Source organism: Zoogloea dura (assembly GCF_012927165.1).
Lineage (GTDB): Bacteria > Pseudomonadota > Gammaproteobacteria > Burkholderiales > Rhodocyclaceae > Zoogloea > Zoogloea dura.
The window spans coordinates 17,860-41,009 of the sequence record NZ_JABBGA010000026.1 but is presented as its reverse complement, the minus strand read 5'-3'; the positions used below and the strand labels follow the sequence as shown (position 1 = coordinate 41,009).

Sequence of the window (23,150 nt, the reverse complement as noted above, 5' to 3'; positions counted from 1 at the left end):
AATAGTTCTGGTGTCGTACGACTATAGCCATACGTCGGACTATCGGCCCGATCATTCCGAAACTTGACGCCCTTGGCGCCCACATTGGGCTTTCAGGCAGGCGACTCGGCACCGAAGGCACCGTCCCGCAGATGCAGGACGCGTGAAGCCCGCGCCGCCAGCCCGGGGTCGTGGGTCACGATGATGAAGCTGGTGCCGTGGGCTTCGGCCAGCTCGAGCATGAGCTCGAAGACCCGCTCGGCGGTGTGACGGTCCAGGTTGCCGGTCGGTTCGTCGGCCAGTACGCAGGCTGGCTGCGTCACCAGGGCCCGGGCGATTGCCGCCCGCTGGCGCTCCCCCCCCGACAGCTCGCCCGGCGTGTGTTCCAGACGGTGCCCGAGCCCCACCGCCTTGAGGGTCTCGGCAGCCCGCGCCAGCGCCTCGTCCTTCTTCATGCGCCGCACGAACAAGGGCATGGCCACATTCTCCAGCGCCGAGAACTCCGCCAGCAGGTGATGGAACTGGTACACGAAGCCCAGGGACTCGTTGCGCAGACGCCCCCGTTCCCGATCGGAGATCTTCGAGAAATCCCTCCCAAGCAGGCGCACCTCACCACCGGACGGCACATCCAGCCCGCCCAGCAGATGCAGCAATGTGCTCTTGCCGGACCCCGACGAGCCCACCACGGCGACCCGCTCGCCCCGCTCCACCGACAGGCTGACGCCCCGCAGGACCTGCAGGGCATCCTCGCCTTCGCGGAAGGACTTGCTCAGGTCACGACATTCGATCACCGGCTCGTTCATGCTTGCCTCACTCATAGCGCAGAGCCTCCGCCGGATTCAGGCGGGACGCACGCCAGCTCGGGTAGAGGGTCGCCACCAGGGTCAGCACGAAAGACACCCCGGTGATGGCAAACACATCCGACCACAGCAGCTCCGACGGCAGATCAGAGATGTAATAGACGTCCTTGGCCAGGAACTGGATGCCGAAGGCCCGTTCGATGGCCGGCACCACCACGTCGATGTTGAGGGCCAGGCTGACCCCGCCCAGCACGCCCAGCCCCAGGCCGATGAAGCCGATCAGGGCCCCCTGGATGACGAAGATCCCCATGATCGAGCCCGGGCTGGCACCCAGCGTGCGCAGGATGGCGATATCAGCCTGCTTGTCCTGCACCGCCATCACCAATGTGGACACGATATTGAAGGCCGCCACCGCGACGATCAGCAGCAGGATGATGAACATCACGTTCTTCTCGATCTGCACCGCCCGGAAGAAGTTGGCGTGGCTGCGGGTCCAGTCGGACACCAGGGTGTCCGCATCGAGGTACTTCATCAGCTCGCGAGCAACCCTCGGCGCCTCGAAGAGATCATCCAGCTTGAGGCGCACGCCGGACACCCTGTCCTCCATGCGATAGAGGGTCTGGGCGTCCTGCAGATGCACCAGCGCCAGGCTGGAGTCGTACTCGTACATACCCACCTCGAAGATGCCGACCACCCGGAACTGCTTGAGCCTTGGCAGGATGGCCGCCGGCGTGACCAGCCCCTGGGGAGCGATCAGGGTCACCTTGTCGTTCATCGAGACGCGCATGGCCCGCGCCAGATCGGCGCCCAGCACGATGCCGAACTCGCCGGGCCTGAGGTCGTCGAGGCGCCCGGCGCGCATGTGCTGGGCAAAGTCGGCCACCTTGTCCTCGGCATCCGGCAGCACGCCGCGGATCAGGGTGCCCCGCACCGTCTGGTCGAAGGACAGCATGCCCTGCGCTTGCACGAAGGGGGCGGCAAAGCGCACCCGCGGGTGCTTGCCGGCGTCATCGGCGACCCGCTGCCAGTTGCTCAGCTCGCCGTCAAAGCCACTCACCTGGACATGGGAGGCCACCCCCAGGATGCGCGTGCGCAGCTCCCGCTGGAAGCCGTTCATCACCGACAGGACGACGATCAGCGCCGCCACGCCGAGGGCGATGCCGAGCATGGAAACCAGCGAGATGAAGGAGATGAAGCGATTGCGTCCCTGCGCCCGCCGCTTCGAGCGGGTGTAGCGCAGGCCGACCAGAAACTCATAAGACATTCGGGACAGGACCGGAAACGCCGCCAGGCGGCGCGAGCGCGCATTGTGCCGGAGAAGGCCGGGGCTGGGTATCCCGCCGCGCTCGCCAGCCGCCGCGCCGCGGCCGATAATCGCAGGCTGTCCCTGCCAGACCGGAAGCCCGCCATGCCCATGCCCGCCGCATTCACCACCTTCGCCTGCCGCCTGCTCATCCTGGCCCTGCCGGCCACGGCCTGCCTGGCCGGACAGGCCACCCTGACCCGTTCCGACACCCTACGCGAGCAGCCCTCCGGCTTCTCTGGCCGGATCATGGATGTACAGCGCCGCAGCAGCGTCGAAGTGCTGGAGGTCCGCCAGGAATGGCTGCGCGTCATGGCGCCCGGCAACCGCAGCGGCTGGATCCTGCGCCAGAACACCGACCTCGACGCCCAGCTCCCGCCCCCGGACGCCGCCCCTGCCCCGCGCACGCAGCCGGCAGGCAACAGCGGCCTGCAATTGCGCGGCAGCCCGCGGGCCAGCAACCATGCCCTGGTCATCGGTGGCGATACGCGCAACGACGCCAGCCGGCTGGCCGGCCTGATGGGGGTTCCGGACGGCAACACCCGCTACCTGCCCGGCGCGGAGATGTCACTCGATGCCCTGCGCCAGGCCTTCGTCGACCTGGATGCGCGCCTCGGAGACGGCGACAGGCTGCTGATCCATGTCACGCCGGGCCGCTCCCCCCGCATCGCAGGGCACGCATGCCAGGAAGGCATCCAGACCACCGACCGCCAGACTTTCGGCAACGACGAGCTGCTCCGCCACATCAGCACCCTGGCCCGGCGCGCCGACAAGCTCTTCCTGATCATCGACACACCGTCCACCGGCCTGGGCAACTGCCCGACGACAGGCCTCGGCAGCAGCACCCTGCCCGCCAACGTGCTGGCCTTCCTCGACAACGGCGGCACGCTGACGCCCTCGCTGCTGGCCTGCCTTGAAGGTGATGCGCCTTCCCCAGCCTTCGCCGACGGGGAGGCCCTGTACCGCTGCATGCAAGCGCGGCCCGGCACCGCGGGGCAGACGACAGCGCGCCTGGCCGGCAATCCGGCCCTGATTCCCGTCCTCCGCCCACCGCAGCCGCCGGCGAGCGGCACGGACTCCGCCACCCGCCTGCTCGACGCCCTGCATGCCCAGCGTGATCAGCGCTCCGTGCCGGACATCCGCCAGCAGCCCTCCACCGACGGCAGCCTGCGCTTCCGTGCCGACACAAAGACCCCGGCCTACCTGTATGTCCTGGCGGCCGGCCCGGATGGCATCGCCCTGCTCCACCCCAACCGCCACATCACCGAGGCCCGCCTGGACCCGGGTCGCCCCATCGAACTGACCCTCCCGCCAAAACCGGCCGGCGGTGCCGTCCCGCGCCTGCTGTTCATGCTCAGCGACGGCCCGCGCTCGATCCAGCGGGCCGGCTTCATCGCGTCCGGGGACGGCGCCTCGAGCGGCCCCGACAGCACCAGCCTGCACCGGGTCATGGAAGAGCTCCTGGGCGGCGACAACAGCCCCACCTGCCGCCTCAGCGAAACCCGCAACCTCGGCCCCACCCAGGCACGCCAATGTGCGACGCGCTTCTCCGCGAAATGGATCACTCCGGCATCGGGAAAAGCCACTCGATAAGGGCTGCGCCGACAGCTAAAATATGAGGGCTTCGAGCCGGCCGTGACCGGCACTTGCCCGGACGTCCGTCCGCATTCATTCAGGGGAACTCAAAAATGACCAGCCGCATCGGCATCGCACGTCCGGCCAGCACGCTCGCTGCCATTGCCACCCTCGCCGCCCTCAGCGGCTGTGCCAACATGCAGGTGGGCTCGCCGGAAGCCAAGACGGCTGCGACCGGCTCGGCAGGGGGTGCCAACGCCCAGAACGCCAACTCCACCCTCGAAAAGTGCCAGGCCCCGCTGGGGACCATTGCCGTGGTCGAAGACACCGGCGCCTCCTGGTACGGCATCCTCACCGGCCAGATGAAGCTCGGCTCCACCGTTCCCGTGCTCAAGCTGCTGATCCAGCAATCCAACTGTTTCGTGGTGGTCGAGCGTGGTCGCGCCATGAACAACATGATGCAGGAACGTGCCCTCCAGCAATCCGGCGAGCTGCGCTCCAACTCCAACTTCGGCAAGGGCCAGATGGCCTCGGCCGACTACTCCCTGAGCCCCTCGATTACCTTCAGCAACAACAACGCAGGCGGGATGCGGGGCGGCCTGGGCGGGGTCGGTGGCGGCGTGCTGGGCGCCGTCGTCGGCAACATGAATGTCAAGGAAGCCAGCACCATGCTGACCATGATCGACAACCGCTCCGGCGTCCAGCTTGCGGCTGCGGAAGGCAGCGCCCGCAACATGGACTTCGGCGGCATGGGTGCCCTGTTCGGCGCCGGCGTGGGGGGGGGCCTGGGTGGCTACACCAACACCGCGGAAGGCAAGGTCATCGTCGCGGCCTTCACCGACGCCTACAACAACGTGGTCAAGGCAGTCCGGAACTACAAGGCCCAGGAAGTCAAGGGCGGCCTAGGCACCGGCGGCCAGCTCAGCGTACAGGGTGGCTCCACCGGGTCCACCGATGCCGCGGCCAAGCCGACCAGCAAGAAAAAGAAGAAGTAAGCCGCCGCTTCGCTTTACGCTCTAGCCGGTCAGACGACCGGCTAGAGCCCGTTTACAGCGGCCAGTGCCATACTTCGCCGCTCCGCATCCACCCCTCGGCCCACGCCGCCGCTTCCTCCACCACCGCAACAACGCCCCCGATGCGCTTCGAGCTGATCCTTCCCGGCCTGTGCTGGCCCTCCGGCCAGGGGCTGCACCCCGCCCGCGACCTGACCCTGCCATCCCTGGCCACGCTGGCCGGTTTCAGCACGATCCGCTGGCAGCCCCGGACCAGCCTGGAGGCGCTGCTGGCCGGGCAGTTCCGCTCACCGGCCGACCACGCACCGCCCGACACCTCCCAGGCCCATCTGCGCCGGCTCGGGGAAGCGCTGCCCATGCCGGCGGACGGCCACTGGCTGTGCTGCGACCCGGCGCACCTGCACTTCGCCCGGGACACCCTGCTGCTCGCCGACGCCAGCGGCCTGGCCATCCGGCGTGACGAGGCCGACACCCTGATGGCCGGCCTCAACGACATGTTTGCCGACATCGGCCGCTTCGAGGCGCCAGCCCCCGACCGCTGGTACCTTCAGCTGACCGATGCGCCGCGCCCTCGCTTTCACCCCCTGGCCGACGTCAATGGCAGGCCAGTACAGCTCTTCCTGCCCGACGGCGAGGACGTGACGCGCTGGGCCCGGCTCTCCAACGAGCTCGAGGTCTGGCTTTACAATCACCCGGTCAATCAGGCTCGCGAGGCCAGCGGACAACGCACCATCAACGGCGTCTGGCTGTGGGGCAACGGCCGCCCGGCGGGTCAGACCGAATCGCCCTTTGCCAGCATCCAGGCCGATCTGCCGCTGGCCCGCGGCCACGCCCGCCAGGCAGGCCTCGAACCAGTCCCGGCGACACGTTACCAGCCGCCCTCCGGCCCTGCGCTGGCCGTCGTCGACAGCCTGCTGCTGCCACTCCTGCACCGCGATCCGCAGGCCTGGGCCGCAGCCCTTCAACGCCTCGACAGCGACTGGTTCGCCCCTCTGCTGGCCGATCTGAAAAGCCGTCGCATCACCCATCTGCATATCGCAGTGCCCGACGATCAGCACAGCCTGGAGCTCGACATCGCCGCCGGCGGATTGTGGAAGTTCTGGCGCAAATCACGCGCCCTCGACACCCTGCTGGCATCTGCCCCCCCACCATCTCCGAGCACCCCATGACCCGCATCCTGCCCCGCCCCGTTCCCGGCCCTGCCGTCATGCGGCTCCTGGAAGACGGCACGCACCCGCTGCTTGCCCGCATCTACGCCTCCCGCGGCATCTCCAGCCGCAAGGAACTCGATTACGGCCTCAAGGCCCTGCTGCCGCCGGCGAGCCTGAAGGGTGTCCATGAGGCTGCCCAGCTTCTCGCCGATGCCATAGAAGCCAATGCGCGCATGCTCATCGTGGCCGACTACGACTGTGATGGGGCCACCGCCTGTGCAGTCGGCATCCGGGCCCTGCGGGCTTTCGGCGCCGACGTCGGCTACCTGGTGCCGAACCGCTTTGAATACGGCTACGGCCTGACGCCGGCGATCGTCGAACTGGCCGCCCCGCTGGAACCCGAGGTGCTGATCACCGTGGACAACGGCATCGCCAGCGTCGAGGGTGTGGCTGCTGCACGCGAGCACGGCATGGCCACCGTGATCACCGATCACCACCTGCCCGGTGACGAACTGCCCGAAGCCGATGTGATCGTGAACCCCAACCAGCCCGGCTGCCCCTTCCCGAGCAAGTCCCTGGCGGGCGTCGGCGTGATGTTCTACACCATGCTCGCACTGCGCGCCGAACTGCGCGACCGGGGCGCTTTCGAAGGCCGGAGCGAACCTAACCTCGCCGACCTGCTCGACCTGGTCGCCCTCGGCACCGTGGCGGACGTAGTCAAGCTCGACCACAACAACCGCATCCTGGTGGCCCAGGGCCTCCAGCGCATGCGCGCAGACCGCATGCAGCCGGGGGTGCGCGCCCTGTTTGCCGCCTCAGGGCGTGATGCGGCCAAAGCCACCACCTTCGACCTCGGCTTCGCCCTCGGCCCCCGCCTCAATGCCGCCGGCCGCCTGGCCGACATGTCCCTCGGCATCGAATGCCTGATCACCGACGATGTCGGGCGCGCGCTCAACATCGCCCAGGAGCTGGACAAGCTCAACCGGGAGCGGCGCGCCATCGAGGCCGACATGCAGGAAGAAGCCCTGAGCGGGCTCGATCGCATCGATCCGGGCAGCCGTGCCAGCCTGGTCATGTTCGAGCCGGAATGGCACCAGGGCGTGATCGGCATCCTGGCCGGGCGCATCAAGGAGAAATTTCACCGCCCCACGATCGCATTTGCGCGGGGCAACGAAGGGGAACTGAAAGGATCGGGACGCTCGATCCCGGGCCTGCACCTGCGCGACGCCCTGGATCTGGTCACCAAGCAGGCACCCGGAATGATCTTAAAGTTCGGCGGCCACGCCATGGCAGCGGGCCTCACCATCCCGGAGACAGAACTGGCGCGCTTCGAGGGCATTTTCGAGGAGGTGGTGCGCAGCCTGATCGACCCGGCCGACCTCACCCGCCGCCTGGAAACCGACGGGGCGCTGGAAGACAGCCTCTACAACCTGGAGACCGCGCGCCTGCTGGAGCGGGAGATCTGGGGCCAGGGCTTTGCCCCCCCCCTGTTCGACGACATCTTCCGGGTGGAAAACCAGCGCATCCTTAAGGACAAACACCTCAAGCTGCAGTTGCGCAAGGGTAATACCCGGATCGATGCGATCCTGTTCAATCATGCCGAACCGGCCGCGCCGCAGATACGGGCAGCCTTCAGGCTGGCAGTGAACGAGTACAACGGAGTGGCCGGCATCCAGCTGATGCTGGAACATTTCGAGAACGCCTGAGGCTTTCCCCCGAGGAGTTTCATGTCCGCGAGCACGGGAGGCGTGCTCCGGACAGTATTGAGGCCGGGAGAGAGCTCAAGGACGCGAGGCGTCGGCTCCACCGGACTCGGAGGTCTGCGGCTCTACTGCATCATCAGGCGCAGGACCATCGGTAACGGCATCATCGGAGTCAGGCCCCTGCGCGGCCCCCGAACGATCATCAAGCTTGCGCTGGCGCTTGGCTTCCTGCTTGCGCTTCTTGTCCAGTTCCCGCTGGCGTTTTTCGAACGAATAATTGGTTTTTGCCAAGACCGGGTTCCCTTCAAACGAAAAAACTCACCCTCCGCGGACCTTTCGGCCGCGGACAGGATGAAAGAAAGACCTGACTTCAGGGCTCGACAGGGTCGCGCCGGGAGTCAGGATCAGTCAGATCAGGACTGACCGGGATCGATCCGGGAGGATCAACCGGTGTCAGTCGCGACGGTCAGTAACGGCCACCGCCGCCGCCGAATCCGCCACCGCCGCCGGGACCACGACGACCACCGCCACCGCCGCCGCCGCCGAAACCACCGCCGCCGCCAGGGCCACGACGACCACCGCCGCCGCCGCCACCAAAGCCGCCACTGCGCGGCTCTTGCGGACGGGCCTCATTGACCGTCAGGTTGCGACCGTCGCAACCCTTGCCATTGAGGGCGGAAATCGCCGCCTGAGCTTCCTGGTCGGAAGACATTTCGACGAAGCCAAAACCCTTGGAGCGGCCTGTTTCACGATCCATGATCACCTGGGCGGAAGTCACAGTTCCGAACTCGCCAAAGATCTCTTCCAGACGACTCTTATCCACGCTGTAGGACAGATTGCCCACGTATAGCTTAGTACCCAATTGACGCGCTCCATTCAGAAAGGCGGCCTTGAGGCGGTCCGCGCATAGACACAATAGCAAGGCATCTGACGCGCGTCGAATACTTTCGTATTGATTCGGCAAGCGTATTACCCGCCACGGGGAAGCCAGTGGCAGACACCCCGGAGACGCCCGGCCAAGCTGCCGGGCGGCGCACCACGGGGATGCGCAATTGAATACCCACGCCCCATCCCGGGGCTCACCGACGGAGGTGCTTACATACCCTTCAACAGGGTCTCGCAGGCAGCAATATTGTCCAGATGCGAGACCCGCATGGTCTCCAGCATCTCACGGGCGACCGGATCCTCGACTCGCGGAAGCAGCTCGGCGATCCGCTTCACCACCCACATCTGCCCGCGGTTGAGGAACTCCAGGCGCGGCACCAACCCGTCAATGGCCAGCGTCCTGCCGACGAAGGCGCCCGTCTCGTGGGAAGGCCCGCCCCCCAGACGTCGGATCGTCTTGTAGAGCAGCACGGCATTGGCGCCCTCGTCCTGCTGCAGGCGGGCCAGCAACTCCCGCACCGGGGAGCGGGGATCAAGTCCGTCGCGCAGCACGGCCAGGACCTTGGCGCCGGCCCGCTCGGCTTCGAGCAAGGCGTTCAGCGCAGTCTCGATCTCGGGGGCGAGAACCGGCCCCTCTCCAGGGCCTTCGCCGAAGTGGCCGGGAAACTCGTCTGCCATGCAGGGCGGCGACCCGGGCCCTTCCAGTCCGGGGGCAGATTCAGGGCGCGGGCGACTCATGAAGACTCCTGATGAACAAGGCTCCCGCAGCGGATGGCGAGGCGGAAAGCCACAAAGGAAATGGTGAGACATCGATCCCGCATGGCGGACCTCCGTAATGCTCAAACTCGCATTGCAAGCCTACGCGCTCCGCCCAGAACGGGTCCTTGACCTGTGATAGGACGCCCTCTATCCGGGCCTGCGCGCGCTGTTCAGCCGCTCGCGAATCACCGGCCCGAGTCGATGCCCGGCCAGGAAGCCCGCGGCAATGAAGACTTTACGGGAGCTGAAGTCGGTGCTGCGGATCCGCCCTACATCGGGCCGGATGACAAGGTCCGCCCCAGCGATCTCGTTGTTGCGCAGGGAGTGGCTCATGATCTCGAAGGAACGCTGCAGCAGCTCGAAGAGCCCACTCTGCGGCTCACTGCCCTGATCTGCGCCCCCCACATCAACGGCCACCACCAGATCCGCACCGAGTTGCCGCGCGGTTCTCACCGGCACCGGGCTGATCAGGCCGCCGTCGAGATATTCCTGCCCGCCCTGCTCCGCCGGCACGAACACCCCCGGAATGCTGCAGGACGCCCGCACCGCGAAGCCCGGGTCGCCACTACGCAACACCGCCAGGTCGCCCTGGGGATAGCGGGTGGCCACCGCAGCGAAGCGGGTCGGGAAGGATTCGATGGGACGCCCCTTGAGAGACTGGCTGACAAAGTTCTGCAGGGCCTGTCCGGTCACCATGCCGCGGGGTGCATTGCCCTGCACCAGGTCGATGACCTCCGTATCCCGGACCCGCAGGGCCAGCTCCTCCATGCGATCTCCGGAAACACCGGCCGCCCAGAAAGCGCCTACCAGGCTGCCTGCACTGCATCCGACGATAAGGTCCGGCTGGATGCCACGGGCCTCGAAGGCCTTGACCACGCCGATATGCGCGAAGCCCCGGGCCGAGCCTCCCCCCAGCACGACAGCAAGTCTGGGGCGCGCGCCCCGACCGCTCTCCGCTGGCCGGTCGGCGGCAAAGGCCGCAGCAGCCGGCACTGCCAGCCCAGCCAGCGCACTGCGCAGGACAAGCCGCCGACGGGTATTCGGTGTATTCATCGAGACGTTCTTTCGCGCGCCAGGAAACGGGCATTCAGCTCGGCCTTGAGCTTGCTGAAGGCCGCCTCGAAGGCGCCGTCGGCATCACCGCGGGTGAGCTTGTCGACCTCCTCGCCAAGAATGACGATTTCGACCCGCCGGTTTACGCGGCGGCCTGCCTCGGAGTCATTCGGTGCGATCGGCCGGGAGAAGCCATGCCCGAGCACGGCCAGGCGGGATTCGGGGACTCCGCGCGCAACCAGCGCCTGCCTGACGGCGATGGCACGATTGACGGAAAGCACGCGGTTGCCATTCTCCGACCCTACAGAATCGGTGTGGCCTTCGAGGGAGACGGACTTGACCGTCCTTTCGTTGAGCAACCAGGCAATGCGGTCCATGTAGGGACTGGCGAGCACCGGATTGAGCTCGGCCCTGCCGAAATCGAAAAGGATGTCTTCAGGCAGCCAGACCAGGACACCCCGGTCGAGCTGGCTGACGGGCAGCCGCATGGGCGCAACGGGGGAGGACGCAGGCGGCGTGGTCGTGCAGGCCGCAAGCACAGAGGCCGCCAGACAGTAGGCGACGACACGCGTGATGAAACGGAACATCAGGAGGAACCTGTCAGATTGACACGCTCACAGAGGCTACAGGAACGGTGCAGAGTGTCTTTCAAATCTTGTTAAACCCACCAACTGGATCACGCCGGCAGGGTTCAGCAGCTCAGCGTCGGTACAGGCTCACCTGGTCACGACCTGAGCGCTTGGCCTCGTACATGGCCCGGTCGGCCCCCAGCAACAGGCTGGACTCGCTGCGGCCATCCTCCGGGTAGAGGGCCACCCCGATGCTCGAAGAGACCTCGAGGCGCAGGCCGGACACCAGGAAGGGGCTGGCCAGGGCACTGCGGATCTTCTCGGCGACCCGCAGGGCATCGTCCGACACCTCGACCCGTGGCAGCAGGACGACGAATTCGTCTCCCCCGAAGCGCCCCACCGTATCGGACTCCCGCACGCAATCCCGCATGCGCTGGGCCGCCTCGCGCAGCAGGAGATCGCCCACCGCATGGCCATGGGTGTCATTCACCGGCTTGAAGCGATCCAGATCGATGTAGAGCAGCGCAACCCCGTGGCCCTCCCGGCGTGCCGACGCCAGGGCCTGGGACAGGCGGTCGGTGACCAGCGCCCGGTTCGGCAAGCCGGTCAGCGTGTCATGTTCTGCAAGGTAGGCGATGCGCTCCTGCGTGGCACGCCGCTCGGTGATGTCCCGGGTCACGCCCTGGAGTTCCAGGCCGCCGCTGCGCAGATTGACGCTGTAGGTGGACACCACCTCGGTCCACACCGTGGAGCCATCCTTGCAAGGCTGCTCGAAGATATCGGTGTAGAACTGCTGATTGTCGGGATCCGCCCTGAAGGCCCGCGCGCGCTGGCGCACGAGATTGCGCAAGGCCGCCCGCTCCTGGGGCTGGACCGTCAGGTCGATCGCCGTTCCGACCAGCTCGCTGGGGGTATAGCCCCGTTGCCATTCGATCGACGGGCTCACATAGGTGAAGCGCAGGGAATCCGCATCGGCGATCCAGGCCACATCCTTCATGCTCTCGGTCAGCAGTCGGTACTTCCGCTCGCTGGCGTGCAGGTCTTCCGCGGCCCGGCGCGACTCCGCCACGCTGACCAGCAGCCGCCGGTTGATCCGGTGGATGTAGGCGGCCACACCCGCCACCAGCACGATGGCCGCCAGGGCTGCACCAAGATAGATGCGCAGGCCCTCCAGATCGGCCTTGCCGTCGTCAGCGAACAGGAAGCCCGTAAAGTCGAACTGGCGCGGCAACATGCCCATATCGCCATAGACATCGGCGATCTGCTGCCAGCGCGCGGGGCTCATGTAGCCGATCTCGACCAGGTCCGGCTGAACCAGGGAGATCATTTCCCGCGCCTCGAACAACAGGAAGTCCAGCGACTGATCCGGCGCATAACGGGTCTGGATCAGCGCCGCGACCTCCTCGGGATGGTCCATCGCGTAGCGCCAGCCCTTCAGGCTGGCCTCCCGAAAGGCGCGCACCAGCTCGGGCCGCTGGCGCAGCTGGTTCTCGGTGGTGAACAGGTTGTCACCGTAGAAATCCACGCCACCAGAGCGTGGGGTGAACATGCGGTAGGCGACACCAACTCTTTCCAGATGGTACGGCTCCACTGACGAATAGGCCGACATGGCGTCAACGCGCCCCTCCGCCAGGTCATTGATGTCAAAGGAGTGCTCGACCTGGTTCAGGCCATCGACAGGCACATGCTCCCGCCGCAGGTAGGCCAGGAGCTCATCGGAACCCCGCTCTATCATCACATTCTTGCCGACCAGGTCGGGGAGGCTGCGGACAACGGAATCCCGGCGTGTCAGCAGCACGATCGGGGAATGCTGGAAAATCGCCGCGAGGACCACCACCGGCTGTCCGGCCTTGCGAGCGAGCAGCAGGCTGCTCGTACCGACACCGAAATCGGCCCGTCCGGCGAGCACCTCCTCCGGCACATCCGTTTTCGGGGTTGCCTCAATGACGCGGACATCGAGCCCGGCCGCGCGGTAATAGCCTTTTTCCTGAGCCGCGTAGTAACCCGCAAACTGGAAGCCATGACTCCACTTGAGCTGCAGTGTCACCGGCGTCTGCGCCCACAGGACGGAAGCCTGCACCAACAGCACGAGGCCAGCCAGACCGCGAAACAGGAGCGAACCGGGATAAATCCGGTGAAGAGAGAGCATGAAGGCGCCGACGTTCAGGTAACCCGCGAAGTATACCGGGCCGCCTGCGACACCCGCGCCTGGCGAAATCACGATTTTCATGAGGCAAAAGTCCGGCTTCGCAGGTATTGTCGGCGACGCTTCCGGCCACCTCCCGGACAAGACAGCTTTCGGAGACACGCAACATGCCCCCCCGCCTCAATCAGCCCTCGCTCACCCCGACCCCGCTCAGCCTGGCCCTGCTCGCCGCCCTGGCGCCCCTCGCCGGAACGGCCAGCGCCGCGGACACCAGCCTCACCCTCAACCCGGTGGTCATCACCGGCAGCCGCGCCGAAGCAGCCAGTTTTGACCTGCCGGCCGCCATCGACGTGCTGGACCGCGAGCAGATCACGGCCGGCCAGCCGCGGGTGAATGCCTCCGAAGCCCTGCTCGCCGTCCCCGGCGTGGTCGCCAACAACCGCCAGAACTACGCCCAGGATCTGCAGATCTCGACCCGTGGTTTTGGTGCCCGCTCGGCCTTCGGGGTGCGGGGCGTCAAGCTGATCACCGACGGGATCCCCGCCAGCATGCCGGATGGCCAGGGCCAGGCCGCCACCTTCAACCTGGATGTAGCCGAGCGCATGGAAGTCCTGCGCGGGCCGTTCTCCGCCGTGTATGGCAACCACTCCGGCGGCGTGATCCAGCTGTTCACCCGCGAGCCGGAAAACCGCCCCAGCGTGGAGGGCGGCCTGGCCGTCGGCAGCTACGGCACCACCAAGGCCGACCTGGGCGCCCAGGGCAAGGCCGGCGGCCTGGGCTACGTGCTCAGCACCTCGCACTTCGACACCGACGGCTACCGCGACCACTCCGCCGCCACCCGCGACCAGGCCTTCCTCAAGCTCACCGGTAAACCCGACGATGTGAGCAAGCTGAGTTTCGTCGTGAACGGCCTGTGGCAGCACAACACCCAGGATCCGCTGGGCCTCTCCTGGAACAGCTACAAGTCCAACCCCCGCGGCGTGGACCAGGCCGCCATCGACTACAACACCCGCAAGAGCATCGACCACCTGCAGGCCGGCATTGCCTACGAACGCAAGTTCGGCAGCGACCTGCTCCAGCTGTCCACCTACTCGGGCCAGCGCAGCGTGATCCAGTACCAGTCCATCCCGCGCACGGTGCAAGCCAATGTCCGCCACTCCGGCGGCATCATCGACTTCGACCGCAGCTTCTATGGCTTTGGCGCCCGCTACATCGCCGTCCGCGAAGTGGCCGGCGGCAAGCTCACCACCACCGTCGGCGCCGACTTCGACAGCAGCACCGACCAACGCCGCGGCTACGAGAACTTTGTCGGTACCACCCTGGGCGTCAAGGGCAGGCTGCGCCGCAAGGAAACCGACACCGTCGAGAGCCTCGACCCCTACGTACAAAGCGAATGGGCCAGCGGCAACTGGGCCGTCACCGCAGGCCTGCGCCACAGCCAGGTCAAGTTCAAGGTGGATGACCAGTACGTCGTCGGCGTGAACGGCAACGACAGCGGCCGCCGCGACTACAGCAAGACCACCCCTGTGCTGGGCGTCGTCTACAAGCTCAACCCGGCGGTCAACCTCTACGCCAGCGCGGCCCGGGGCTTCGAGACCCCGACCCTCAACGAGATGTTCTACTCGGGCAGCGGCGGCAGCTTCAATTTCGGCCTCAATCCCTCCCGCAGCAAGCACCTGGAAGTGGGCGCCAAGGCCTTTGTCGGCGACGCCAGCCGTGTGAACCTGGCCGTCTTCCAGATCACCACCGACGACGAGCTGGTGGTGGATACCGCCATCGGCGGCCGCACCAGCTACAAGAATGCCGGCAAGACCCAGCGCCAGGGCGTCGAGCTGTCCTTCGACACGGCCTGGCGCAAGGACCTCACCAGCCGCTTCGCCGCCTCCTACCTGCGCGCCATCTACGACGAAGGTTTCCGCACCGGCAGCGCCAACACCCTGGTGGCCGCCGGCAACCTGATGCCCGGCATCCCCCGCAGCACCGTGTTCGGCGACCTGGCCTGGAAGATCAGGCCCGGCCTCAGCACCGCCGTGGAAGGGGTGTACCGCAGCAAGGTGTACGTCGAGGACACCAATACCCAGACCCCTGCACCGTCCTACGCCATTGCCAACCTGCGGGTCACCGCCGAGCAGCGCGTCGGGCCGTGGCGCTTCACCGAGTTTGCCCGCCTCGACAACCTGTTCGACCGGCAGTACGTGGGTTCGGTGGTGGTCGGCGACACCAATGGCCGCTATTACGAAGGCGCCCCCGGTCGCAACGGCATGGTCGGAGTCAACGCCCGCTACACCTGGTAAGTCCCGGCCGCCCGCTCCCGGCGGCGCAGCCATACCCAGCGCCCTGCGCCCCTACCAGGCCGGGGCGTTGTTGCATCTGCAGTACGCCCGGTAGGTCTGTGCCCATGGCAGCGGAGGCTGCAGGCCCCACTCATTGTTGCCCATATCGCAACACTGGTTTGCCGACTTGCCACTATTTCGGATCATCCGGCAGGACTAAAGTCTGCACATGGGCACTGCGGACATAACGCTGCAGCGCCTTCACCCAAACAGGAAAGGACGCATCGCCATGCTGGAACTGAGACCCGCCGCCGCACGAGGCACCGCGAACTTTGGCTGGCTGCAGTCGCGGCACAGCTTTTCCTTCGGCCATTACTACGATCCAGAGCAAGTCGGCTTCTCCGACCTGCTGGTGATCAACGACGACCGCGTCAGCGCAGGCAAGGGCTTTGGCACCCACCCGCACCGGGACATGGAGATCTTCTCCTATGTGCTGGACGGCGCCCTCGAACACAAGGACTCGATGGGTACCGGCTCGGTGATCCGCCCGGGTGACGTACAGATGATGAGTGCCGGCTCCGGCATCCTGCACAGCGAGTACAACGGCTCCCAGGCGGCCCCGGTGCACTTCCTGCAGATCTGGATCGTGCCCAACCGGGTCGGCGTGGCACCGCGCTATCAGCAGCAGCACTTCGGCGAGGCCGACAAGCGCGGACGCATGCGCCTGATCATCTCGCCCGACGGCGCCGACGGCTCGCTGTCGGTGTACCAGGATGCCCGTGTCTACGCGGGGCTGTTCGATGGCGACGAACAGCAGCGCATCACGCTGCCCGCCGGACGTCATGCCTATGTGCATGTCGCCCGGGGCTCGCTCCAGGTCAATGGCCAGCCCATGACTGCCGGCGACGGCGCGCGGCTTCGGAATGTGCAGGAGATCGAGTTCTCGGGTGGGCAGCAGGCCGAAGTGCTGCTGTTCGACCTGCGGCCGGTCGAACTGCCGGGCGACTGAACGGCGCAGGGCAAGGGGCGACATCCCGCAGGGGGTGTCGCCCCACCCGGCCAGACGGCCGCCTACTGAAGTCCCCGTTCGGGCCCCGCCGCTTGCGATCTGCTGCGGATGGCCGCCAGCTTCACGTACAAGGTGCTGCGCGAGATGCCCAGGTTGCGCGCCGCCAGGGACAGGTTCCCCCCCGCGCCGGCGACCGCCGCGTCGATGGCGGCCCGCTCCATTTCTTCGAGCCGGCCGGACGCAAGCTGCGGCCGGCTCACCAACTCGGGCATCGCCAGATGCTCGGGCAGGGCTGCGATATGCGGCGGCAACAGCGAACTGTCGATGCGGTCTCCGTCGCTCAGCGCGAACATCGCCTCGAAAACGTTCTGCAGCTCACGGATGTTGCCCGGCCAGCGGTAACGCAGGAGCTGGTCGCGAACCGGCGCGTCGAGCGTCTTGCTCGGGCAGCCGTACTTCCGGGCAAAACGCTGGTTGAGGCAGTCGAGGATGGCCTCGATATCGTCCGGCCGCTCGCGCAGGGCGGGCAGGCTCAGGCTGACCACGCACAGGCGATGGAAGAGATCCTCGCGGAAGCGCCCCGCGCCGGCATCGGCCTGCAGGTCGCGGTTGGTGGCCGCGATGATGCGCACCGCCACCTTGCGCTCCCGCGTGTCGCCCAGCCGCACCACCACACCATCCTGCAGGACCCGCAGCAGATGCGGCTGCATGTCGAGGGGCATCTCGCCGATCTCGTCGAGGAACAGCGTGCCGCCATCGGCCTGCTCGAACTTGCCGGGCAAGCCGCCGCGACGGGCCCCGGTGAAGGCCCCTTCGCTGTAGCCGAAGAGCTCACTGGCCAGCAGCTCGCGGGTCAGCGCGCCGCAATTGACGGCCACGAAGGGGCCGTTGGGCCTGGCACTGGCCTTGTGGATGGCCCGCGCGAAGATCTCCTTGCCGGCGCCGGTTTCGCCAAGCAGCAGCACCGGCAGGTCGAGGGGCGCCACCCGCCGCGCCCTGGCCTTGGCCACCGTGATGGCCTGGCTGGTGCCGATGATGTCTGCAAAATGATCGACGCCTGGGCACGCGCCCGGTGCCTCGCCGCGCGACGGCAGATGGGTCGTCGGCCGGGCCCGCGCGCCCACCGGGATGACCAGCAGGCTGCCGAGAACGCCCTCGCGGGTGTCCACCGGATGCAGCCATTCGCCGCGCAGCCAGGCCGGCGTCTGGCGTTGCCGCTCGTCGGCCGGCAGGCTGATGTCCAGGGCCGCCACCCTGCCGCCGACCTCAAAAGGCAGGCGGACGCCGAAGGCCTCGCGGGCAAGCTGGACGCTGCCGCCGGTCTTCACGACACGGCCAAGGTGGTCGAAGAGCACCACGCAGTCGTTGGCATAACGGGTGAAGCTGTCCGCCGTGTGGGCCAGCAGGCGGCCATGCCGCTCGTAATCGCGGCGTGCCAGCACGGCCTCGATCTGCTTGGCGGCGGCGATGACCAGGCCCAGGGTGTGACCATGGAAGGTCTCCTTCACCCCGGACACATCAACCACCCCCAGCAGGGTCCGCCCCATCGGGTCGAGGATGGGTGCCGCCGCGCAGGTCCAGTGCTTGACGTCGATGCAGTAGTGCTCGCTGGCGTAGATCTGCACCGGGAGCTGGGTGGCGATGGCGGTGCCGATCGCGTTGGTGCCGATCAGCTCCTCGCTCCAGCGCCCGCCTGCGGCCAGGTTGATCTGTTCGCCGGCATCGCGGGCCCGGGATTCGCCATTGAGGTCGAGGATGGTGCCACTCTGGTCGCTGAGCATGATCAGGGTGCCCGACGCGCACAGGATGTCGCGCAGGGATTCGAGCACCGGCCGGGCGGCGACATACAGGTCGCCGGACCCCTGCCGCAGTTGCTCGACCTTGCGCGGGTCGGCGGCCGGTGCACAGGGCAAGGCAGGGTCCACGGCCCCCTGGCGGCTGCGCCGCCACGAGTCGAGCACCACGTCGCGCACGCCGCCACCGCTCACCGGACGATCGGCAAGAAAACGCTCCCATGTCGTGGCGACGGCTTTCTCGTCGCCAATGCGGGGAATCAAGGGATTGCTGGAAGGCGTCACATTCCGCTCGCTTCGGACTCCGAAAACCCTGCCGGGACCAGGCTTTTTAACATACGCGTAACCGTAGCCAGAAGACCGCCACAAGTCAAATAAAGTCTTTTATATCAATGCGTTGTGCAAAGCAACATAGCCTGCAGAAAGTGTCCGGATTCCGGACACACCCCGCCTGGTGTCGATCTTCCGGACAATCCCGCCCCCGCCGCCGGACACCCCGTTTTCTGCATGCCCTGATCGCAAGCTGCTGATTCGCCACAAGAACAGATGGATTTCCGGGACCTGGCCCGGCGCTTGCCATTGGACTGTCGTGGGGCTTCTCACCACACACACCAATGACAGGAGACAAGACATGCAAGTCCAGCAGTCAAGCGTACAGGTGATGGGCATCGATGCCGGCGGCACGATGACCGACACCTTCTTCGTCCGCGCCGATGGGCGCTTCGTGGTCGGCAAGGCACAGAGCAATCCCGGCGACGAATCCCTGGCCATCTACAACTCGTCGGTCGATGCCCTGGCGCACTGGGGCCGCGAGGTGGACGACGTCTATCCGGAACTGGTCACCTGCGTCTATTCCGGCACCGCCATGCTCAACCGCATCCTGATGCGCAAGGGCCTCGACGTCGGCCTGATCTGCAACCGCGGCTTCGAGCAGATCCACTCCATGGGCCGCGCCCTGCAGAGCTACCTGGGCTACGCCCTGGAAGACCGCATCCACCTCAACACCCACCGCTACGACGAGCCGCTGGTGCCGGTGTCGCGCACCCGCGGCGTCACCGAACGCACCGACGTGCAGGGCCGGATCGTCATTCCCCTGCGTGAGGACGAGGTGCGCCAGGCCACCCGCGAGCTGGTCGAGGCCGGTTCCCAGGCCATCGTCATCTGCCTGCTGCAGTCCCACAAGAACGAGATCAGCGAACAGCGCGCCCGGGACATCGTGCGGGAGGAACTGAAGCGGCTGAAGTCCGACATCCCGGTGTTCGCCTCGGTGGACTACTACCCGTCGCGCAAGGAAAGCCACCGGATGAACACCACCATCCTTGAGGCCTACGGCGCCGAGCCCTCGCGCCAGACCCTGAAGAAGGTCAGCGACCGCTTCAAGAAGCACGGCGCCAAGTTCGACCTGCGGGTCATGGCCACCCACGGCGGCACCATCAGCTGGAAGGCCAAGGAGCTGGCCCGCACCATCGTCTCCGGCCCCATCGGCGGGGTCATCGGCTCCCGGCTGCTCGGCGAATACCTGGGCGACGAGAACATCGCCTGCTCGGACATCGGCGGCACCAGCTTCGACGTGGCGCTGATCACCAAAGGCAGCTTCGCCATCAAGTCCGACCCCGACATGGCCCGCTTGGTGCTGTCCCTGCCCCTGGTGGCGATGGACTCGGTGGGTGCCGGCGCCGGCAGCTTCGTGCGCCTCGACCCCTACAGCAAGTCGATCAAGCTCGGCCCCGACTCCGCCGGCTACCGGGTCGGCACCTGCTGGCCGGAGAGCGGGCTGGACACGGTGTCGGTGTCCGACTGCCACGTGGTGCTGGGCTACCTCAACCCGGACAACTTCCTGGGCGGCGCCATCAAGCTGGACGTGCAGCGCGCCCGCGACCACATCAAGGCGCAGATCGCCGACCCGCTCGGCCTGTCGGTCGAGGACGCCGCTGCCGGTGTCATCGAGCTGCTCGACCTGACCCTGTCCGAGTACCTGCGCGCCAACATCAGCGCCAAGGGCTACAACCCCGCCGAGTTCACCTGCTTCTCCTACGGCGGCGCCGGCCCGGTGCACACCTACGGCTACACCGAAGGCGTCGGCTTCAAGGACGTGGTGGTGCCCGCCTGGGCCGCCGGCTTCTCGGCCTTCGGCTGCGCCTGCGCCGATTTCGAATACCGCTACGACAAGTCGGTGGACCTGGGCGTCGCCCAGTTCGCCCCCGACGCGCAGAAGGCCGCGGCCTGCACCACCCTGCAGGCAGCCTGGGAGGAACTGGCGGTCAAGGTCATCGACGAGTTCGTCAATAACGGCTTCAAGGCCGAGGACGTGCTGCTGATCCCCGGCTACAAGATGCAGTACATGGGCCAGCTCAACGACCTGGAGATCGTCTCGCCGGTAAGCAGCGCCGGTACGGCCGCCGACTGGGACAAGATCGTCGACAGCTTCGAGACCACCTACGGCCGCGTCTATGCCAGCTCGGCCCGCTCGCCGGAGCTGGGCTTCTCGATCACCGGCGCCATCCTGCGCGGCATGGTCGTGACCCAGAAGCCGGTGCTGCCCGAGGACCCGGACGCCGGCCCGACGCCACCGCAGGAGGCCTTCCTCGGCACCCGCCCCTTCTACCGCCACAAGAAATGGGTCGAGGCCGCCCTGTGGAAGATGGAGTCACTGAAGGCCGGCAACCACATCACCGGCCCCGCCATCATCGAATCCGATGCCACCACCTTCGTCGTGCCCGATGGCTTTGAAACCACCATCGACAAGCACCGCCTGTTCCATCTCAAAGAAGTGAAGTGAGGAGACCAATCATGAACATGATGAGCAACAAGGAATTCGGCATCGGCAATCTGCTGGCCAGCGGCCTGACCCTCAAGCAGCACCGCGACGCCATCATCGAACGCACCCAGAGCAGCGGCTACTACAACGGGCTGGAGAAGCTGGAACTGCGCGACAGCGACCCGATCGGCTACGAGAAGCTGTTCTCCAAGCTGCGCGGCGGCCTGGTGCACGCCCGCGAAACCGCCAAGAAGATCGCCGCCAGCCCCATCGTCGAGCAGGAAGGCGAGCTCTGCTTCACCCTCTACAACGCCGCCGGCGACTGCGTCCTGACCTCCACCGGCATCATCATCCACGTCGGCACCATGGGCGCGGCGATCAAGTACATGATCGAGAACAACTGGGAGGCCAACCCGACGATCAACCCCGGTGACATGTTCACCACCAACGACTGCGCCATCGGCAACGTCCACCCCTGCGACATCGCCACCATCGTGCCGATCTTCTGGGAAGGCAAGCTGATCGGCTGGGTCGGCGGCGTCACCCACGTCATCGACACCGGCTCGGTGACCCCGGGCTCCATGTCCACCGGCCAGACCCAGCGCTTCGGTGACGGCTACATGATCACCTGCCGCAAGACCGGCGTGAACGACGAGCCCCTGCGCGACTGGCTGCACGAATCCCAACGCTCGGTACGCACCCCCAAGTACTGGATCCTCGACGAGAAGACCCGCATCGCCGGCTGCCACATGATCCGCGAGCTGGTCGAGGACGTGATCCGTGCCGACGGCCTCGACGCCTACATGAAGTTCTCCCACGAGGTCATCGAGGAAGGCCGCCGCGGCCTGATGAGCCGCATCAAGGCCATGACCCTGCCCGGCAAGTACCGCAAGGTGTCCTTCGTCGATGTGCCCTACAAGCACGACGACGTGCAGGTCTCCAACGCCTTCGCCAAGCTCGACTCGATCATGCACTCGCCCTGCGAGATGACCATCAAGCCCGACGGCAAGTGGCGGCTCGACTTCGAGGGCGCCAGCCGCTGGGGCTGGCACACCTTCAACGCCCACCAGGTGGCCTTCACCTCGGGCATCTGGGTGATGATGTGCCAGACCCTGGTGCCCACCCAGCGCATCAACGACGGCGCCTACTACGCCACCGAGTTCCGCCTGCCCAAGGGCACCTGGTGCAACCCGGACGACCGCCGCACCGGCCACGCCTACGCCTGGCACTTCCTGGTCTCCGGCTGGGCCGCCCTGTGGCGCGGCCTGTCCCAGTCCTACTTCAGCCGCGGCTACCTGGAGGAGGTCAACGCCGGCAACGCCAACACCTCCAACTGGCTGCAAGGCGGGGGCATCAACCAGGACGGCGAAATCCACGCGGTGAACAGCTTCGAGGCCAGCTCCTGCGGCACCGGTGCCTGCGCCGTCAAGGACGGCCTCAACCACGCCGCCGCGATCTGGAACCCGGAAGGCGACATGGGTGACATCGAGATCTGGGAAATGGCCGAGCCGCTTCTCTACCTCGGCCGCAACGTCAAGGCCAACTCCGGCGGCTATGGCAAGTACCGCGGCGGCTGCGGCTTCGAGACCCTGCGCATGGTGTGGAACGCCCAGGACTGGACCATGTTCTTCATGGGCAACGGCTTCATGAACAGCGACTGGGGCATGATGGGCGGCTACCCCTCGGCCACCGGCTACCGCTTCGAAGCCCACAAGACCGGCCTCAAGGAGCGCATCGCCATCGGTGACTCCCTGCCCCTCGGCGGCGACCTCGACCCGTCCCGCCCCGACTACGAGCGCCACCTGGACGCCACCGCCGTGGTCAAGCGCGACAAGCAGTGCATCACCACCGAAGACTGCTACGACAACCACGACCTCTACCTCAACTACCTGCGCGGCGGCCCCGGCTTCGGCGACCCCATCGACCGCGAGGTCAAGGCCATCGAGAACGACCTCAACCAGAAGTTCCTGCTGCCGGAGTACGCGCAGAAGGTCTATGGCGCGGTGTTCACCCAGGACGCCAAGGGTGTGTTCACGGTCGATCCGGCCCGCACCCAGGCCCGCCGTGCCGAGATCCGCAAGGAACGCCTGGCCCGCGCCCTGCCGACCCGCGAATGGATGAAGGAAGAGCGCGAACGCATCCTCAACAAGCACGCCGCCGTGCAAGTGCAGCACATGTTCGCCACCAGCTTCGCCCTGTCCGAGAAGTTCACCAAGCAGTTCAAGGACTTCTGGAACCTGCCGGCCGACTGGCAGGTGCTGGAAGAAGAGCTGGGCGTGCCGACCTACGGCTCCAAGCACCGCATGGACCTCTCGCTGATGCCCGACGTCACCACCGTCGTCCAGGTCGAAGAGTGACCTCCCGCCCCATCGACACCCCGA

17 protein-coding genes are annotated in these 23,150 nt (G+C 66.7%); 8 read left to right on the top strand and 9 right to left on the bottom strand.

Annotated elements, in window-relative coordinates; all coding sequences use genetic code 11:
- Window positions 1-92 precede the first annotated feature (92 nt).
- Together lolD and HHL15_RS21800 are read right to left on the bottom strand one after the other, a co-directional pair.
- Window positions 93-797, bottom strand: a complete 705-nt coding sequence (lolD, locus tag HHL15_RS21805) for a lipoprotein-releasing ABC transporter ATP-binding protein LolD (RefSeq protein WP_169147927.1) — start codon at window positions 795-797, stop codon at window positions 93-95.
- Complete coding sequence (locus HHL15_RS21800) at window positions 790-2,043, bottom strand: lipoprotein-releasing ABC transporter permease subunit (protein ID WP_169147926.1); 1,254 nt, start codon at window positions 2,041-2,043, stop codon at window positions 790-792. The genes lolD and HHL15_RS21800 overlap by 8 nt, the downstream gene beginning before the upstream one ends.
- Before the next feature lie 144 nt (window positions 2,044-2,187).
- Here HHL15_RS21800 and HHL15_RS21795 point away from each other — a divergent pair, with 144 nt between their 5' ends.
- The 4 genes from HHL15_RS21795 to recJ all read left to right on the top strand — a co-directional run bounded on the left by HHL15_RS21795 (window position 2,188) and on the right by recJ (window position 7,527).
- A complete protein-coding gene (locus HHL15_RS21795; RefSeq protein ID WP_169147925.1) occupies window positions 2,188-3,675 on the top strand; it encodes a hypothetical protein in 1,488 nt (495 codons plus the stop codon).
- Window positions 3,676-3,770: 95 nt separating this feature from the next.
- On the top strand, window positions 3,771-4,652 hold the full coding sequence (locus HHL15_RS21790; protein WP_169147924.1) for a CsgG/HfaB family protein: 882 nt from the start codon (window positions 3,771-3,773) through the stop codon (window positions 4,650-4,652).
- A gap of 140 nt (window positions 4,653-4,792) precedes the next feature.
- Window positions 4,793-5,839 (top strand): hypothetical protein, encoded by a 1,047-nt coding sequence (locus HHL15_RS21785; RefSeq protein WP_169147923.1) that lies wholly within the window; start codon window positions 4,793-4,795, stop codon window positions 5,837-5,839.
- Window positions 5,836-7,527 carry a single-stranded-DNA-specific exonuclease RecJ gene (recJ, locus tag HHL15_RS21780; protein ID WP_169147922.1) on the top strand — a complete coding sequence of 564 codons (1,692 nt, stop codon included), beginning with the start codon at window positions 5,836-5,838 and terminating at the stop codon, window positions 7,525-7,527. Before HHL15_RS21785 ends, recJ begins: the two co-directional genes overlap by 4 nt.
- A 75-nt stretch (window positions 7,528-7,602) precedes the next feature.
- Here recJ and HHL15_RS21775 read toward each other — a convergent pair whose 3' ends face one another.
- From HHL15_RS21775 to HHL15_RS21750, 6 genes are all read right to left on the bottom strand, one after another.
- Window positions 7,603-7,815, bottom strand: coding sequence for a hypothetical protein (locus HHL15_RS21775; protein ID WP_169147921.1), 213 nt, complete (start codon window positions 7,813-7,815; stop codon window positions 7,603-7,605).
- 175 nt (window positions 7,816-7,990) lie between these two features.
- Window positions 7,991-8,386 carry an RNA recognition motif domain-containing protein gene (locus tag HHL15_RS21770; protein WP_169147920.1) on the bottom strand — a complete coding sequence of 132 codons (396 nt, stop codon included), beginning with the start codon at window positions 8,384-8,386 and terminating at the stop codon, window positions 7,991-7,993.
- Window positions 8,387-8,619: 233 nt separating this feature from the next.
- Window positions 8,620-9,147 carry a DUF6306 domain-containing protein gene (locus HHL15_RS21765; RefSeq protein ID WP_169147919.1) on the bottom strand — a complete coding sequence of 176 codons (528 nt, stop codon included), beginning with the start codon at window positions 9,145-9,147 and terminating at the stop codon, window positions 8,620-8,622.
- Between the two features lie 168 nt (window positions 9,148-9,315).
- The gene (locus HHL15_RS21760) at window positions 9,316-10,221 is read right to left on the bottom strand and encodes a patatin-like phospholipase family protein (RefSeq protein WP_169147918.1); all 906 of its coding nucleotides are present in this window, start codon (window positions 10,219-10,221) and stop codon (window positions 9,316-9,318) included.
- Window positions 10,218-10,808, bottom strand: a complete 591-nt coding sequence (locus HHL15_RS21755; protein WP_169147917.1) for an OmpA family protein — start codon at window positions 10,806-10,808, stop codon at window positions 10,218-10,220. The genes HHL15_RS21760 and HHL15_RS21755 overlap by 4 nt, the downstream gene beginning before the upstream one ends.
- A gap of 112 nt (window positions 10,809-10,920) precedes the next feature.
- A complete protein-coding gene (locus tag HHL15_RS21750) occupies window positions 10,921-13,020 on the bottom strand; it encodes an ABC transporter substrate-binding protein (protein WP_169147916.1) in 2,100 nt (699 codons plus the stop codon).
- 83 nt (window positions 13,021-13,103) lie between these two features.
- Here HHL15_RS21750 and HHL15_RS21745 point away from each other — a divergent pair, with 83 nt between their 5' ends.
- Both HHL15_RS21745 and HHL15_RS21740 read left to right on the top strand, forming a co-directional pair.
- Window positions 13,104-15,230: a TonB-dependent receptor family protein gene (locus tag HHL15_RS21745; RefSeq protein ID WP_169147915.1), complete on the top strand. Its 2,127-nt coding sequence runs from the start codon at window positions 13,104-13,106 to the stop codon at window positions 15,228-15,230.
- Window positions 15,231-15,498: 268 nt separating this feature from the next.
- The gene (locus tag HHL15_RS21740) at window positions 15,499-16,218 is read left to right on the top strand and encodes a pirin family protein (RefSeq protein WP_169147914.1); all 720 of its coding nucleotides are present in this window, start codon (window positions 15,499-15,501) and stop codon (window positions 16,216-16,218) included.
- Between the two features lie 62 nt (window positions 16,219-16,280).
- Here the strand turns inward: HHL15_RS21740 and HHL15_RS21735 are convergent, their stop codons facing one another.
- Window positions 16,281-18,296, bottom strand: coding sequence for a sigma-54-dependent Fis family transcriptional regulator (locus tag HHL15_RS21735; RefSeq protein ID WP_169147913.1), 2,016 nt, complete (start codon window positions 18,294-18,296; stop codon window positions 16,281-16,283).
- A gap of 346 nt (window positions 18,297-18,642) precedes the next feature.
- Here HHL15_RS21735 and HHL15_RS21730 point away from each other — a divergent pair, with 346 nt between their 5' ends.
- Window positions 18,643-20,790: a hydantoinase/oxoprolinase family protein gene (locus HHL15_RS21730; protein WP_169147912.1), complete on the top strand. Its 2,148-nt coding sequence runs from the start codon at window positions 18,643-18,645 to the stop codon at window positions 20,788-20,790.
- An 11-nt stretch (window positions 20,791-20,801) separates the two neighbouring features.
- Window positions 20,802-23,126: a hydantoinase B/oxoprolinase family protein gene (locus tag HHL15_RS21725; RefSeq protein ID WP_169147911.1), complete on the top strand. Its 2,325-nt coding sequence runs from the start codon at window positions 20,802-20,804 to the stop codon at window positions 23,124-23,126.
- The last annotated feature ends 24 nt before the right edge of the window (window positions 23,127-23,150 follow it).

Bases quoted from the DNA above. Each gene is read 5' to 3' on its own strand.
- HHL15_RS21800 (WP_169147926.1), bottom strand. From the start codon at position 2,043: ATGTCTTATGAGTTTCTGGTCGGCCTGCGCTACACCCGCTCGAAGCGG.
- HHL15_RS21750 (WP_169147916.1), bottom strand. From the start codon at position 13,020: ATGAAAATCGTGATTTCGCCAGGCGCGGGTGTCGCAGGCGGCCCGGTA.
- HHL15_RS21745 (WP_169147915.1), top strand. From the start codon at position 13,104: ATGCCCCCCCGCCTCAATCAGCCCTCGCTCACCCCGACCCCGCTCAGC.
- HHL15_RS21785 (WP_169147923.1), top strand. From the start codon at position 4,793: ATGCGCTTCGAGCTGATCCTTCCCGGCCTGTGCTGGCCCTCCGGCCAG.
- HHL15_RS21755 (WP_169147917.1), bottom strand. From the start codon at position 10,808: ATGTTCCGTTTCATCACGCGTGTCGTCGCCTACTGTCTGGCGGCCTCT.
- HHL15_RS21730 (WP_169147912.1), top strand. From the start codon at position 18,643: ATGCAAGTCCAGCAGTCAAGCGTACAGGTGATGGGCATCGATGCCGGC.
- HHL15_RS21760 (WP_169147918.1), bottom strand. From the start codon at position 10,221: ATGAATACACCGAATACCCGTCGGCGGCTTGTCCTGCGCAGTGCGCTG.
- HHL15_RS21790 (WP_169147924.1), top strand. From the start codon at position 3,771: ATGACCAGCCGCATCGGCATCGCACGTCCGGCCAGCACGCTCGCTGCC.
- HHL15_RS21765 (WP_169147919.1), bottom strand. From the start codon at position 9,147: ATGAGTCGCCCGCGCCCTGAATCTGCCCCCGGACTGGAAGGGCCCGGG.
- HHL15_RS21725 (WP_169147911.1), top strand. From the start codon at position 20,802: ATGAACATGATGAGCAACAAGGAATTCGGCATCGGCAATCTGCTGGCC.
- HHL15_RS21740 (WP_169147914.1), top strand. From the start codon at position 15,499: ATGCTGGAACTGAGACCCGCCGCCGCACGAGGCACCGCGAACTTTGGC.
- recJ (WP_169147922.1), top strand. From the start codon at position 5,836: ATGACCCGCATCCTGCCCCGCCCCGTTCCCGGCCCTGCCGTCATGCGG.
- HHL15_RS21795 (WP_169147925.1), top strand. From the start codon at position 2,188: ATGCCCATGCCCGCCGCATTCACCACCTTCGCCTGCCGCCTGCTCATC.
- lolD (WP_169147927.1), bottom strand. From the start codon at position 797: ATGAGTGAGGCAAGCATGAACGAGCCGGTGATCGAATGTCGTGACCTG.